Genomic DNA, 15723 nt, shown 5'->3' with positions numbered 1-15723 from the left:
CGTCAAGATATCGCGCGTAACGCCCATATTGCACATAATGCGCACACACAAAACCGCAGGTCAGAAGCCTTTTGCCGCTCTCTCAAGGATGACAACACACTCCACATGATGCGTAACCGGAAACAGATCGAACGCCCGCATCCTCCGCGGCACGTACCCCTCCCCCGCGAAGTACTTCACATCGCGGGCCAGCGCCGCCGGGTCGCAGGCCACGTAAGCGATGCGTCGCGCGCCCAGCGAAGCGAGATGAGCGACCGTCTGGCGTCCGGCTCCCGCGCGCGGCGGGTCCAGGACGATCAGGTCCACGTCCGAGATTCCCGTGCGCGGGAGGATTGTTTCGACCTTGCCGTGTTCGATGCGGACGCGGTCGAGGTCCTGGAGGTTGTGGCGGGCGTCTTCGACCGCGCGCTTGCTGGACTCGATGCCGAGGACGGCGCCCTTGTCGCCTACGCGGTCGGCGAGGGCGCCGGCGAAGAGGCCGACGCCGCAGTAGAGGTCGAGGGCCATGTCGCCCTTCTTCGGCATCAGGCCCTGCATGACGGCTTCGACCAGGAGGTCGGCGGCCTTGGGGTGGACCTGCCAGAAGCCGCTGTTGCCGACGCGCCAGGTGCGGTCGGCGGCGCGTTCGCGGACGAAGGGGCGGCCGTGGACGCGGTGGATGCCGCCGTCCTTCTCGTGGACGCGGAGGACCGAGACGGGCTTGTCGAGTTCGACGATGGGGAGGCGGCCACCGGGGCGGGGGGTCAGGACGACCTGGCGGTCGTTCGAGCCGGTGGCGGCGATGGCCTCGACGGTGGCGATCTGGGGCCAGTCGCGCTTTTCGATGCCGAGTTCGGAGACGCCAGGGGCCGCGATGAGGCAGTGGTCGACGGGCTGGATGTCGTGCGAGCGGTGCTTGCGGAGGCCCACCCGGCCTTCGGGGTCGATGGCGTACTGGACGCGGGTGCGCCAGGCCGGGACCTCGCCCTTGGGGACCTTGTCGCCGGGGGCCGGTTCGACGGTGCCGTCCCAGCGGGCCTCCTCGGGGGTGAGGCCGGCCAGGCGGGACAGCTGCTCGGTGATGACCTCGGCCTTCAGGCGGCGCTGGGCGCCGGGGGCGGCGTGCTGCCAGTCGCAGCCGCCGCACTTGCCGGGGCCGGAGAAGGGGCAGGGGGCCTCGACGCGGTCCTTGGACGGGGTGAGGATCTCCACGGCGTCGGTGCGCAGGAAGCGGGCGCCTTCTTCGCCGTCGGTGACGCGGGCGATGACGCGTTCGCCGGGGAGGGCGTGCCGGACGAAGAGGACCTGGCCCTCGTCCGTTCGGGCGATGCAGTGGCCGCCGTGCGCGACGGGGCCGACCTCGACCTCGTACTCCTCGCCTACCAGCGACTTCTTGGGTTCTGTCTGCATGGTGGGAGGGCTCCTGAGGTGGGACGGAAGAAGAGGGCGGAGGGGCTGATGCCGACCTGCAAGTCTACGGGTCGGGCGGGCGGAGTCCGAACCGGGAGGGAGAGGGAGGGGGGAGGGAGGGGGGAGGGAGGGAAGGAGGAGAGGGAGGAGGCGGGTGCGGTGGCACGAGGGCCCGGATCCGCCAGGTGGCAGGTCCGGGCCCGGGCGGCAGGCAGGTGTTACTTGCGCGTAGCCGCCTTCTCCTTCTTCGGCTGGGCGACCGGGCCCCGCCGTACCGCCCCCGGCGCGTTCCACTCGGCGCGCTTGCGGGCGCGGCGCTTGGCGGCTTCGGAGGAGTCGAGCTGCCAGGGGACGGAGGTGACCATGACGCCGGGCGTGAAGAGCAGGCGGCCCTTGAGGCGCAGGGCGCTCTGGTTGTGGAGAAGGTGTTCGTACCAGTGGCCGACGACGTACTCCGGGATGTAGACGGAGACGGCGTCGCGCGGGCTCTCCCGGCGCAGGGACTTGACGTAGTCGATGATCGGGCGGGTGATCTCGCGGTAGGGGGAGGCGAGGACCTTCAGGGGGACGTCGATGTTGCGGCGTTCCCACTCCGTCTTCAGGGCCTTGGTCTCGGCGGGGTCGACGTCGACGCTGACCGCCTCCAGGGTGCCCGAGCGCATCAGCTTGGCGTAGCTCAGGGCGCGCAAGGTGGGCTTGTGGACCTTGGAGACGAGGACGACGGAGTGCACGCGGGAGGGCCGTACGGCCTCGTCGCCGGGGGCGTCCTCGGCGGCGATCTCCTCGGCGACCCGGTCGTAGTGGCGGCGGATGGCGGTCATGGTGACGTAGAAGATGACCATGCCGAGGACCGCGACCCAGGCGCCGTGGCTGAACTTTGTCAGCAGCACGACGACGAGCACCAGGCCGGTGAGGGTGGCGCCGAAGGCGTTGATCGCCCGGGAGCGGTGCATCCGGCGGCGCTTGGCCGGGTCCTTCTCGGTCCGCAGGTGGCGGTTCCAGTGGCGGACCATGCCGACCTGGCTGAGCGTGAAGGAGACGAAGACGCCGACGATGTAGAGCTGGATCAGGCGGGTGGAGTCCGCGCCGTAGATGTAGACGAGGACGATGGCCGCGCCGGCGAGCAGCACGATGCCGTTGGAGAAGGCCAGCCGGTCGCCGCGGGTGTGCAGCTGGCGCGGCAGGTAGCGGTCCTGGGCGAGGATCGAGCCGAGCAGCGGGAAGCCGTTGTACGCGGTGTTCGCGGCGAGGAAGAGGACCAGGGCGGTGGCGGCGGCGAGCACGACGAAGAAGAACGTGCCGTCGCCGAAGACCGCGGCGGCGACCTGCGAGATGACCGGGTTCTGGACGTAGCCGGAGCCGACCGGGACGCCGTTGTGCAGCAGGTCCTTGGCCGGGGTCTCGGCCATCTTCACGTCGGTGGCCATGGCCAGGCCGATGATGCCGCAGAACATGGTGACGGCCAGGCCGCCCATGAGCGCCAGGGTGGTGGCGGCGTTCTTCGACTTGGGCTTGCGGAAGGCGGGGACACCGTTGGAGATCGCCTCGACGCCGGTGAGCGCGGCGCAGCCGGAGGAGAAGGCGCGCAGCAGGAGGAAGACGAGGGCGAAGCCGGCCAGGCCGCCCTGTTCGGCGTGGATGGTGAAGTCGGCGGTGGGCGCCTTCATGGTGTCGCCCATGATCGCGCCGCGCACCACGCCCCAAATGATCATGATGAAGACGCCGGCCACGAAGATGTACGTCGGAATCGCGAAGAGTTTGCCGGACTCCTTGACGCCGCGCAGGTTCATCACCGTCAGCAGCGCGATCATGACGATGGCGCAGAGCGTTTTGTGCTCGGTGACGAAGGGGATCGCCGAGCCGAGGTTTTCCACTCCGGAGGAGATGGAGACGGCGACGGTCAGCACGTAATCGACCAGCAGGGCACTGGCGACGGTGAGCCCGGCCTTGGGCCCGAGGTTGGTGTTGGCGACCTCGTAATCGCCGCCACCGCTCGGGTAGGCGTGCACATTCTGCCGGTAGGACGCCACGACCGTGAACATCAGCACCACGACCGCGACCGCGATCCAGGGGCTGAAGTGGTACGCCGACACACCCGCGACGGACAGGACGAGCAGCACCTCGCCCGGGGCGTAGGCCACGGACGAGAGCGGGTCGGAGGCGAACACGGGGAGCGCGATGCGCTTGGGGAGAAGGGTTTCTCCGAGCTTGTCGCTGCGCAGTGCGCGCCCGATAAGGATCCGTTTGGGCACGTCGGTCAGTTTGGACACGCAGAGGATGCTAAGCCTTCGTCAAGGTGGTCGCCCACCCGCCACCCGTGCGGACGGCCGCGATGGGTCCGTATGCCGGGACCGTATTCCGCGGCCGCGGCGGCCACCAGCCCTTTCATCGTGCCTGCACAACCCGGACCGGCGCTCCCCGCCCCCTTCTTCTTCTCTACGACTTCTTAACGCCACGGCTTTTCCATGACTTCGTAAAGGCCGCTGTCCGGCGCCTCGGATTTCTACGCTTTCTTAACGGGCGGGGGCAGTGGCAGGGGCCGGGCCTATGACTTGGCCCCTGACCGTTCGCGGCCCTCCCGCGACCTCCACATCTCTTTCACCTCGGCCCATCGCCGCGCCTGCTCGGGGGTGAGACGGCCGCGCAGCTCGGCCAGCTTCAGGAGGTTGGCCTCGGCACCGGTGGTGAGGGTCTGCGCCTCGCCCCGGTAGTGATCGTCGATGAGCGACACCAGCTCCGCGTCGTTCATGACGGGAACGAGGCGCGCCGCTATCTTGCCGGTGTTGCGGTACGACCCCTGGAGGAGGAACGGCGGCTCGGTACGGGTGGCGTCCGCCTGTGCGGCGGAGGCGATGTAGGCGCGGTTGACGGTCAGCGCCACCTCGCGGACCCGGAGCAGGCCGCGCAGTACGGAGACGATCTCCCGCAGTTCGGCCGTGCCGTAGGGGTGGGCAAGCCGGTCGGCGCGTACGGAGTCGTCCCCCTCCGCCATCCGGACCAGCAGTCCGAGGTCGGCGCGGTCGCGGGCGGCGAGCGGGGCGAGGACCGGGTTGGCCGGCAGCGCGTTCTCGATGTGCGAGTGGGCGAAGAGCGCTTCCTTGCCGCTCAGGACGTCGCCGAGGTTCCAGACATCGGCACGGTTGGCGAGCATGTCCGGCAGCCGGAAGCGCTGTCCCGACTCGGTGTACGGGTTGCCCGCCATGCACACCGCGAAGCGCTTGCCGCGCAGGTCGTACGTACGGGCCTCGCCGTCCCGTACCCCGTCCATCCGGCGCTGGGCATCGCACAGCGGGATGAACTTCTGGAGCAGTTCCGGCGAGGTGTGCTGGATGTCGTCGAGGTAGAGGAGGACATTGCTGCCCGCCTCCAGCGCGAAGGAGATCTTCTCGACCTCGCGGCGGGCGGCGGCGTCGGGGGCCGCGGCGGGGTCGAGCGAGGTGGTGCGGTGCCCGAGGGCCGGGCCGTCCACCTTCACCAGGAGGAGGCCGAGGCGGGCCGCCACGTACTCCATGAGCGTCGTCTTGCCGTACCCCGGCGGCGACAGCAGCAGGAGCAGTCCCTGGCTGTCGGTGCGGCGCTGCTCCCCCGCGGCGCCCGGTCCGGTGCTCGTCCCCAGCTGCTTGGCGAAGTTGTCGCCGATCAGCGGCAGGTAGACCTCGTCGATGAGGCGGTTGCGGACGAAACCGGACATGACCTGGGGGCGGTACGCGTCCAGGCGCAGCCGGTCGCGTTCGGCGGCGAGGAGTTCGGTGCGGCGCCGGGTGTAGGCGCGGTGCGCCGGTACGCGGGTGCGGCGGAACGTTTCGGTCCGGGCGAGCATCTCGTCCAGCCGTACGGGGAGGGTGCCGCCGGCGGCGATCCGCGGGTGGCTGCCGAGCAGGCCGCGTACCTCGTCGCCGGTGGGAGCGGTCAGCTCCCGGCGGCCCAGGGCCGGGCCGCAGACCTCGATCGCGACGGCTTCGGGCAGCGCGTCCGCGGCGGTACCGCGCGCCTCGGCGTACGCGCCGAGCCAGCCGGTGACGAGCTGGTGGCGGGCGGCCAGGTCACCGTCGAGGGCGCGCAGGTCCTCGGCGAGTTCCTTGACGGCGGGCGCGTCGGGGCCGCCGAGGGCGTCCTGGAATCCGGCCAGCAGGTCGCGGGCGGCGGTGCTGGTGGTGAAGCGGGGGCCATCGGCGGCGGCTGGTCCGGGCAGCCCGGACGGTTCGGCCAGCTCGGCCATCAGGTAGTCGCCGAGGGGCGACGACGGGTCGGCCTTCTCTCCGACGAGTTCCACGCCCGCCTCCCGCAGGAATCCGTACGCCGCCCCGCCCAGTTCGGCGGAGAGCGCGCTCCACCCCGGCGGTGTGCCGAACACCGACCGGGCGCGCGCGAGGGAGCAGGCGCGGGTGGTCCACAGCGCGCGGGCGCGGTCGTCGGTGCCGTACGCCCAGAAGAGCTGGGCGGCCGCGCGCAGGTGCGGCGGGTAGCGGAGCGGGCCGGCGGCGGTGTGCAGGCGCAGGAGTACGGCGAGGATCGCGGCGGCGTCGTGGTCGTGGACACCCCGGTCGTACCCCTCGTCGTAGCGGGTCTCGGCCACCTGGCGGACGAGCGGGAGGAGAGTGTCGGTGGCGGCCGCCTCCCGGAGCGCGGCGAGGTCCGGAAGCGGCGCGTCGGCATCCCGTGTGCCCGCGCCTTCCTCCGCCCCCGCCAGGATCAGCGCCGCCAAGTGCTCCGCCCGGTAGACCTCCGGCGATTCGGAGACCAGCGGCTGGTCCCAGAAGGCGCGGTGGGCCGGCAGCCCCGCGTCGTGGACGGGCGCGCGGTAGTCGGTGCCGGTGACGGCGTACGCGAGGTGGTCGCCGTGCGGGACCAGGGTGAGGTCGACGGGCTGGGTGTTGACGGCGAAGCGGTGGCGGCCGAGCCGGATGGTGCCGGTGGTGTCGTAGAGATCGGTGCGGTCGCGCAGGGCGCGGGCCACCTCCTGGCGGGCGGCGCGCAGGCGTCCGTCGAGTTCGTCGGCGCGGACGCCGTCGCCGAGGTCGCGCAGTTCGCCGGTGGTGGTGTGGATCTTCGTGACGAGCGGGTCGGCGGCGAAGAAGGCGTTGATCTCGTCGGGGGTGGTGAGGGCGGCGGCCCGGCGGACGACGGTGGCGAGGACGCGTCCGGCGGAGCCGGCGAGCCGGTCGGTGTGCCGGGCGCGTGCGTCGAGCTGGGCCTGTTTGCGTGCGGAGAAGGCTTCGTGGATCTCCTCGCGCTGGGCGGCGATCCGCTCCAGGTGGGCGTCGGACATGCCGAAGCGCGCTTCGAGGTTCTCCAGTTGCAGGAGGAGGCGGCCGAGTTCGTCGTCGCACTCCTCGGGGGTGCCGGCCGCGGCCAGTGCGCCCGAGACGGCCTGTCCGAGCAGCGCGAACCGGGCCGCGAACTCCTCGCGTCCCTCGGCTTCGAGCAGGTCGCGACGCCGGGCCTCCAGGGTGGCGCGGGCGCGGTTGACGGCGCCGAGCACCTCGCCCGCGCGGGTCAGGACGGCGGTCCGTACGGTCGTGTCCGCGAGGTCGAGGGTGCCGACGACCTCGGTGACGACGCGCAGCCCTTCGGCCTGTTCGTCGATGCGCGCGGCGAGCGGGTCGGCGTCGGCCGCGGTGGCCACCGCGGCGGCTTCCTCGGTCAGGGCCTCGACGGCGCGGTGGGTGGCGGTGAAGGCGTCCGCGCCGCTGAGGAAGGCGATGGCCCGGCGTCCGGCGGCGGCCAGGCCGTCGGTGACGCCCGCGGAGAGTTCCGCGAGGCGGTCGAGGTCGATGTGGCGGGTCTCGCGCAGGGTCTCCAGGCGGCCCTGGGCGTGGCGGAGCGCGGTGAGGTTGCGGACCCAGGCTTCGGCGGTCGCGGGCTGCTCGCCGCGGATCCGCCGCACCAGGGCGGTGGTGCGCTCCACGGCGTCCTCCAGTGCGGCGGCGGCCTGGCGGCGCAGTTCGGTGACGCGCGCGAACTCCTCGACGACCTGGAGGGCGGCGGCCCGTACGGCTGCCAGGGGCTCGCCGAGCGCGCCGAGCCCGTTCTCGTCCAGCCAGTGGTGGCGGTCCGCGACCCGGGCGGCCGCGGTGGCGACGGCCTCGAACACCGGGCCCGCCGGGGCCATGTCGGTGGCCATCCGGGCGACCGAGAGCGCGTCGGACACGCCGCGTACCAGTTCGGCGTTGCCGATCCGGGCCAGCGGGCCGCCGTCGCCGGGCGGCTGTGCCGCGGCGTGCGCGTCGGAGGTGAAGGGGGTGCGCCAGATCTGGACGGGGTGGACGCTGCCGGGCTCGCGGGAGCCGCGCAGTACGGCCAGGGTGCCGTCGTCGAGGAGCGCGTGGCCGTACGCGGTCAGCGGGGCGGCGGCCTCCTCGCGGACGATGTTGTACGGGAGGAGCAGGGCGCGGCCTTCGGCGCGGTCGTGGAACGCGTAGAGGACGTCCTCGCCGTTCGGGGAACGGTGTTCGCGGTCGAAGGCGAGGCCGGTGGTGTCGGTGTCGAAGGTTCTGGTGGTGCCGGTGGTGAGGTAGTGGCCGCCGGGGAAGACGATGCCCTGGTCCTCGGGCAGCGCGCGGCAGGCCTGCCCGATCGCGTCGATCCGGCGCACGTCGTGGGTGCGGGTGTTGAAGACCAGGTACCGGTCGGCGGTCTCCTTGTACGGGCGGACGCGCAGCAGGACCAGCGGCCCGACCCGGGCGTGCGCGACCTCGGCGTCGGCGAGGGACTGCAGGGGCTCGTCCACCGGCTCGGATTACAGACCGTCGTCCGTCTCCGTGTCCGGCTCGGTCTTGAGGGTGAGCGAGCCGCCGGCGGTCGAGAGGAAGACCTCGCCCTGGACGGACAGTTGCGGGTAGCGGCCGGTCACGTGGTCCTCGCGGGTGGCGGGGGTCCACGTGAAGTCGTGGGAGGGCGGGGCGATGTGGTCGCGTTCGCCCTTGGCGTCCAGATAGACGGGCGCGCCGTGCTCCGCCGCATCGCCGGACGCGGTGATCTTCCAGCGGAGCACGCGGATGTCGTCGAGCCGCTCGCCGGTACGGAAGACGGCGAGCAGCAGGGCGCCGGTGCGGTACAGCCGCAGCAGCCGGGCCTGGCGGTAGTAGCGGTACAGCTCCTCGAAGTCCCGCTGGAAGCGCGGGTCGTCGAGGAGACCGGGCACGGCGCCGGGCTCCGCCGGTTCGAGGCGTACGGCGTCGCCGGTGGTGTGCAGGCGGTGCAGGGCGAAGACGTCCGCGACGGTGGTCGCGGGCGCGCCGGGTTCGGGACGGCCGTTGCGGCCGGTCAGCAGCAGGCCGCCGACCTGCGCGACGTCCCGGATCACACAGGCGTCGGCGGTGCGCAGGCCGTCGGTGCCGAGGAGGGCGAGTTCGGTGCCGCCGAAGGTCTCGACGCGGCGGGCGTTGAGGGTACGGGCCCGGTCGGCGAGGTCGGCGGCGGCGGCCGCGAGGCGGTCGCGCAGCAGCTCGTACGTGCCGTCGGCGAGGTCGGTGCCGTGCGCGGTGTCCTGCTGTGGGGGGCCGTCGGGGCCTTCGGGGCCGTGGCCGTGGCGGGCACCGGTTTCCTTCACGAGGTCGTCCTGCACGAGATGCCTCTCCTGTCACTGCGCGCGGACCGAGTCCCGGCCCGCCCGGCCCCGCGCCCGCCTGCGCGCGCTCGCCGTCCACCAGTTGTCACTTCTGAGTCGTGGCTGCGTACGGGATGAGTACGTCCCGTACGCAGCCGTTTTGCCCTTAGCGGGCCGGACCGCGAGGCAGTGCATCCCCCCGGAAGCACTCCCCCACGGCCCGTCCCGCCCGGGCGGCGGCTACTTCGCCGCCACCGCCGCACCGTTGGCCGGCGCCGGAGCCGCGACCGCCTCGGCGATCCGGGTGTCCGCCAGGCCGTTGGCGTGTGCGGCGTCCAGCAGGCTCCGGAGCTGTCCGGACTGCGGGCCGCCCCGGTCGATGAGCTTGGTCAGGGCTCCCGCCAGGGTCAGGTCGCGCAGCCCGGCCGCGCCGAGTCCGCCGAGCATGGTGGTCAGGTCCTTGGTGAAGGTGGACTCGTTCTTGTCCAGCCAGGGGCCGGCGGCCGTGCGGACCGTCTCGGAGCGCTCGACCAGCGCGTCCAGGCCCTTGGCGGCGCCGATCGAGCCGGCCAGCCGGTCGAAGAAGACGCTGTCCCCGCCGACGATGTCGATCTTCGCGTTCTCCAGGCCGGTGGCCAGCACCTTCGCCTGCACTTCGGCGATCTGCCGCTGGGCGTCCAGGCCCGCGAGGCGGACCTCCTTGTCGGCCGCGACCCGCAGCCGGTACTCCTCGTGCTCCCGGCTCGCCGCGTCCAGCGCCGCCATCGCCGCGGCCTTCTCGGTGAGCCCGGCCGCCTCGGCCTTGAGCAGCGCCTCGGCCGCCTCCGCCTCGGCCCGGCCGGCCTTCTCGACGGCGGCCGCGTTCATCTCCCGTACCTTGACCTCGGCCAGTCCGGCGGCCGCCGCCTCGGCCTGGGTGCCCTCGGCGAGCCGGATCTTGGCCTGGGCGTCCAGGTCGGCGGCCTTGCGCCGGCCCTCGGCCAGCGTCAGCGCCTCGGCGGCGCGGTGGGCGGCGGACTGCTCGGCGGCCTCGGCCGCCTTGATGTCCTTGACCAGCCGCTGCTGGGCCTCGGCCTCGGCGCGGATGACCAGCGCCTGGCGCTCGCGCTCGGCCTCCTCGACCGTACGCAGCTTCTTGATCTCCTCCTCCTGGGCGGCGACGGTCTTCTCGACCGCGATCCGCTCCCGTACGACGTCCGCGATCTCCCGCTTCTCGGCCTCGACCTCCTTGTCGGCGGCGATCCGGGTCAGCTGGGTCTCCCGCTCGCGGGCGATGACCTCCAGGAGGCGGTCCTTCTCGATGCGCTCGTTCTCGATGGCGATGACGCGTTCGCGGTTCTTCTGCGCCACCGCGACCTCGCGCTCGCGGTTCTCGTTCTGGATGCCGAGCGCCTCCTCGGTCTTCAGGTGCGCGGAGTGCGAGCGCAGCCGCTCCTCGGCCTGCACGCGGGCCGTCTCGGCCTCCTCCTTGGCGCGTACGGTCGCGATCTCGCGCTGCTGGCGGATCTCGGCGTCGGCCTGCCGGCGCTCCAGCTCCAGGACGGCCTCCCGGGCGTCGACGTTCTGCCGGGTGATCTCCTTCTCCTCGTGGCGCCGGTACTCGTTGGTGCGGACGTGCTCGATCGCGGTCAGCTCGGTGATCTTGCGGATGCCCTGCGCGTCGAGGATGTTGGCGGAGTCGAGCTGGTCCAGCGGGGTCTGCTCCAGGTAGTCGATCGCCGCGTCCTCCAGGCTGTAGCCGTTGAGGTCGGTGCCGATGACGGCGATGATGCGGTCCCGGAACTCGTCGCGCATGGTGTAGAGGTCCTGGAAGTCGAGCTGCTTGCCGACGGTCTTGAGGGCCTCGGAGAACTTGGCGTTGAACAGCTCCTGGAGCGTGCCGACGTCGCTGGCGCGCTCGGTGCCGATGGCCTGGGCGACCTTGACCACGTCCTCACGGGTCTTGTTGACCCGTACGAAGAAGGCGATGCGGATGTCGGCGCGGATGTTGTCCTTGCAGATCAGGCCCTCGTGGCCGGTGCGCCCGATCTCGATGGTCTTCACCGAGATGTCCATCACCTCGGCCTTGTGCAGCACCGGCAGCACCACCGAGCCGGTGAAGGTCACGTCGACCTTGCGGTACTTGGAGACGATCAGGGCCTGGCCCTGGTGGACCTTGCGGTAGAGGCGGGTCAGGGCGAGGACCGTGACGAGCACGATCAGTACGGCCACGGCGACGGTCACGCCGATTCCTACGGTGATGGCATCCATCGGTACATCAGTCCCTGCGGTGTGTCGGGCAGTCGACGGGCGCGGAGGGCGGCTTCGGGGCCGCGGTGCGCTCCGGTCGGTGGTCGGTCGGGCCCGGCCGGTGGTCGGTCAGAACCAGTCGGCGGCCGGTCAGGCCCGGTCGGTGGTCGGTCGGCCCCGTCGGTGGCCGGTCGGTGGTGGATCGGTTCCGCCGGTGGCCGGTCCGTCGTCAGACGGCCGGTCCGTACGGGTCCAGGGCGGCGTCGAAGGGCGCGACCCGGAAGAACTCGCCGTCGGCGTCGTAGTCGAAGATCAGCGCGCTGCTGCCGGCGGTGAGGCCGGCCTCCTCCGTACGGACCTGGACCACGGCCGTCGATCCGTCGTCGGCGCGCACCTCGGCCTGGCCGAAGTCGGACGAGACCCGGCCGGTGCGGACGACGCACACCCGGCCCACGAAGTCCTCACGCGAGGCCACCCGTTCTGGAGGCAGCAGGCGGCGGGCCAGGCGCACCGCGACGCGGGTGCCGGCCCAGGCCGCGAGCAGCGCGAGCACCAGTGCGGCGGCGCGCAGCGGCAGGCTCTCGGTCAGCGCGGCACCGGCCAGGGACACGGCCCAGGCGATCAGCACGCCGAGCGAGAGGGTGACCGTCACGGGCAGCCCGGCGGAGCCGGCGGAGCCGCCGTCGACACCCTCACCCCCGTCGAGGATGTCGACACCTGCCCCGCCGAGCAGCACCAGCAGCCAGTAGGCGGCCACGACCAGCAGCGCGAAGGAGAAGAACACGGCCGGGAAGGCGAGCGCGGCTCGTGTGAACGCTGCGAAGTCACCCATGGCCGTCCGTCCCCCGTTCGCGTGTGTTCCTGCCGGTTCCTAGATCGTGGCAGGGCCGCGGGGGTCCGCACATTGCCGGATCCCGGCAATCTTTATGCGTTCCTGATGACCTGTTAACGGGGCACGGTCTTGCCGCCGGGGGTGGCCGGCCGGTAGAGGCACCGGCCGGTTGTCCCCCTGTTCGCGCCCTACAGCGGCTTGTCCGGCCAGCCCAGCAGCCGCGCGCCCATCGCCGCCGTCTCCAGGGTGAAGCGCTGGAGGCCGTCGGCCGGGTCGTAGCCGGTCAGGAACTTGATCCGCGCCAGGCGGTACGACAGGGTGCGCACGCTCACCTTCAGCCGGCGGGCGGCCTCGGCGTTGACGTACCCGGACGCCGCGAGCGCCCCGATCGTCTCCAGCAGCGGGCCGGCCCCGCCGCGCGACTGCGTCAGCGGCCCGAGGACCGTGTGGACGAGGTCGGCCATGGCGGCGCGGTCGCGCAGCAGGACGGGGAAGACCAGCAGGTCGGCGGCGCGCAGCACCGGTTCGTCCAGCTCCAGCTGCTCGGCCAGTTCCAGCGCGCCCAGCGCCTCCTCGTACGAGTGCACCACCCCGCCCGCGCCGGAGTGCACCCGGCCGATGGCGACCCGCCGCGCGCCGGGCCGGCCCACGTCGGGCCAGCGCGCGTACGTGGCGAAGGCGTCCAGCACCGTACGCTCGCGGCTCGCGCCGACGCAGATCAGCCGGCCCTCCTTGGTGGTGATCAGGACGTCGCGGTCACCGAACCGCCCGAGCAGTTCGCGTTCGACCCGGCGGGCGACCGGGTGGATGTCGTCGAAGGGCTCGTCGCCCTCGGCCACGGCGACGGCGTGCTCGTGGGCCAGCCGCAGCCCGAACCGTTCGGCGCGCTCGGCCAGCCGGCCCAGGTCGCTGCGCCCGTACAGCAGGTCGTCGACGAACTCGCGCCGCGCGGCCTCCTCCTGGCGTACGGCCAGCCGCTGCGCACGCTCGTGGCCTTCCCCGAACGCGGCGATGGCGGCGTCCACCGCGCCCAGCACGGCGTCGCCGGTGTGGGCCCGCTCCGCCGCGCCGGCCGCCCGCGCCACCCCGGGCAGCGTGCCCCAGACCCGCCGTGTCTCCCCCAGGAAGAGCCCGACCAGTTCGCGCAGGCCCTGCCCCGACTCGGCGGCCCGCTCCCCCAGTTCCCGCAGCGCGTCCAGCTCCGCGCGCCGGGGCAGTCGCCCGGTGTCGGACACCTCGGCGAGGAGGGTGGTGTAGCCCTCCAGGTATTCCGGGGACATTCCGCCGTCCTTCACCGTCCGCACTCCCTGCCGTCGCGCCGTGCACCGCCCCGCCTTCGGAGCACCCTCCATCCTGCCGGACGGAGCGCGGGCGTCCGGCCTGGTGAGCCGCAGGGGCCCGGAGGCAGCCCCTTACGCCTCCTGCCGTACCGCCTCCGCCACGCGCGGATTCCGGGAGAGCAGCTCGCCCAGCCCCTGGCGGGTGGCGACGAGCAGGACGCGGTCCTGCGGCCGCAGCGCGTATCCCTCCCCCAGCTCCCGTACGAGCCGGGCGCGGCCGCGCTCCGGCGTCTCCTGGGCGGTGCCGGTCTCCAGGCCCGACGGGTCGTCCGGGGCGGAGGTGTCCACGGCCAGGACGCGCAGCAGTCCTGGCCGGAACACGTCGGCGATCGTGCGGCCCTCCAGGGCGGCGTGGCCGCGCACCTCGACCCGGGCGACGAGCAGGACCCGCCGCTCGACGGGGATGGCGCCGATGATCTGGCGGCCCATCATCGCGCCGGCGAAGGCGGGCGCGGCCAGGAAGCTGACGCTGCGGCTGCGGGTGCGCGCCCGGGGGTGGGCGGCGCGCAGCGTGCGGTAGACGGCGGTGGCGAAGTGGTCGTCGAACAGGCGCAGCGTCACGCGCAGCTGCGGCTTGACGGAGCGGGCGTAGAGGGCTGCTTCCAGATTGGTGGTGTCGTCGCTGGTCAGCGCAAGCAGAGCGTGCGCGCGCTGGATCTTCGCGGCTTCCAGTACACCTTCGTGCGTGACGTCCCCCACCACCGTCGGCACCCGCAGCCGGCGCGCCAGCGCGATGCCGCGCGCTTCGGGGTCCGCCTCCACACACACCACGGGGGTGCCCAGCTCATGCAGCTGGGTCAGTACCCGCGTACCGACCTTTCCGAGACCCAGCAGCACCACGTGCCCGGACAGCCCGCGCGGCGGGCGGCGCAGCGCGGTGGCGTTGCGGAAGGTGCCGAGGCCTTCCAGCGCGGCGGCCACCAGGACGGGCAGCAGCAGCAAACCGGTGAGACCGGACAGGAGTTGCAGGACCTTGCGGGAGACCGGCTCGCCGATGGCAGGTTCGTTGATGGCGAAGAGGTCGAGGAGCGAGAGGTAGGTGGCGTGCAGCGGAGAGTCACCGGTGGTCAAGGAGGAGGCGACGGCCAGTGCGAGGACGGCGCCGACGACGCCGGCCAGCGACCAGCGCAGCCTGCGGGAGAAGAAGGAGCCCAGCGGTACGCCCCGGCCACGCAGGCTGCCCGGTCCCCACCGCGTGGCCGCGCCGTCACGCCGCTGTGGGCGTCCCCGGCCGCTCCGGCTGCCAGGACGCGACTGGCGGCCCTGGTAGGTGACGGTTTCCAGGACGACGGTGCCGCGCCCGGCGGCGGCCGCCGCGGTGAGGTCGTCGGGCAGCAGCTCGGGGCCGTCGTCGGCGGACGGATCGTTCCCGCCCGGCGCGCCCGAAGGAACCGAGGGGTCCGACGGGTCGGTGGCCACGTCCGCCGTCGCCGTCAGGACGGCGAGCGGGCACAGTCCGGAGGCCGCGGCCGGGCTCTGCCGGGCGGGGCTGCGTTCCACGGCGCGCAGCAGCAGACCGTCGGCCTCGATGACCTTGCTGGTGCCCGCGACGGCGGTGGCCGCCAGCGCGGGGGCCACGGTGTCGGCGTCGGACAGGACCGTGGTGGACGCGTCGGCCCCCTCGGTGTCCAGGGCGCCGACGGCCGCCGCCTGGTCCAGCAACTGTTCCAGGTACTGGCCGAGTTTGCGGTTGTAGAGGCGGATCACCAGCCGCAGTCGCGGGTTGAGCCGCCGGGCGCGCAGCGCGGCATGGATGTTGGTCTCGTCATCGTCGTACACCAGCGCGAGCGCTCCGGCCGCGCCGATCCCGGCCTCGGCCAGGGTGTCGTCGTCGGCCTCCGCCGCTTCCAGGACCCGTACGGGCTCGTCGGGCGGTTCCTCGACGCCCCCGAGACCCCCCTCGCCCCCGGCCTCGCCTCCAGGAGCGTCGGGCGAGCCGGTCTGCGTACGCGCCATGGCCGCCGAGACCCGCCCCAGCAGGGCCTGGGCCCGCCCCAGGGCTCCGGCGGGCGGCGGGATGCGGGGCCGGTGCGGTTCCCTGGCGGAGGGGACGACGAGCGTCACCCGCTCCCGGTAGACGTCCTTGAGTTCGGCGGCGAGGCGGCGCGCGAGGGCGTCGTCGCCGCAGACGACCATATGCGGGGCGGGTGCGCCCTGTTGGGGCTGCTGAGGCACGGTGGACACGCCGCTCAGCGTGCCTCACGGAGTGGGCCCGGCGCACGTGACCGCGACCGGCCGCGGGGCCCGGACCGGGGCGAAGAGGGCCGGTCCAGGACAGGCCGGGCGCGCCCGGCACGAACGCCCCGCCCCTTGATCGAGGACCAGATTCCCAGCCGCACCGCAAGGAAACTTACCCGCCCCTTATGTTCTCTTGTCGCGTTCTT

6 protein-coding genes and 1 pseudogene are annotated in these 15723 nt (G+C 72.9%); all 7 read right to left on the bottom strand.

Going from position 1 to position 15723, the window contains the following annotated elements:
* Nucleotides 1-60 precede the first annotated feature (60 nt).
* Nucleotides 61-1389, bottom strand: a complete 1329-nt coding sequence (locus tag JXZ78_RS15925; RefSeq protein WP_030025074.1) for a class I SAM-dependent RNA methyltransferase — start codon at nt 1387-1389, stop codon at nt 61-63.
* A 218-nt stretch (nt 1390-1607) separates the two neighbouring features.
* Complete coding sequence (locus JXZ78_RS15920; protein ID WP_030021246.1) at nt 1608-3659, bottom strand: APC family permease; 2052 nt, start codon at nt 3657-3659, stop codon at nt 1608-1610.
* A gap of 275 nt (nt 3660-3934) precedes the next feature.
* Nucleotides 3935-8956: pseudogene (locus tag JXZ78_RS15915) on the bottom strand (DNA repair ATPase).
* Between the two features lie 222 nt (nt 8957-9178).
* Entirely contained in the window at nt 9179-11188 is a 2010-nt protein-coding gene (locus JXZ78_RS15910) for a flotillin family protein (protein ID WP_030021245.1), read from the bottom strand.
* 208 nt (nt 11189-11396) lie between these two features.
* Nucleotides 11397-11999, bottom strand: a complete 603-nt coding sequence (locus JXZ78_RS15905; RefSeq protein ID WP_030021244.1) for a hypothetical protein — start codon at nt 11997-11999, stop codon at nt 11397-11399.
* A gap of 188 nt (nt 12000-12187) precedes the next feature.
* Nucleotides 12188-13279 (bottom strand): PucR family transcriptional regulator, encoded by a 1092-nt coding sequence (locus JXZ78_RS15900; RefSeq protein ID WP_030021243.1) that lies wholly within the window; start codon nt 13277-13279, stop codon nt 12188-12190.
* A 132-nt stretch (nt 13280-13411) separates the two neighbouring features.
* Nucleotides 13412-15475 carry a potassium channel protein gene (locus tag JXZ78_RS15895; RefSeq protein ID WP_030021242.1) on the bottom strand — a complete coding sequence of 688 codons (2064 nt, stop codon included), beginning with the start codon at nt 15473-15475 and terminating at the stop codon, nt 13412-13414.
* Between the last annotated feature and the right edge of the window lie 248 nt (nt 15476-15723).

The sequence above is a fragment of the Streptomyces monomycini genome (assembly GCF_022271435.1).
Classification (GTDB): domain Bacteria; phylum Actinomycetota; class Actinomycetes; order Streptomycetales; family Streptomycetaceae; genus Streptomyces; species Streptomyces monomycini.
This window is presented reverse-complemented; position numbering and strand designations above follow the sequence as displayed.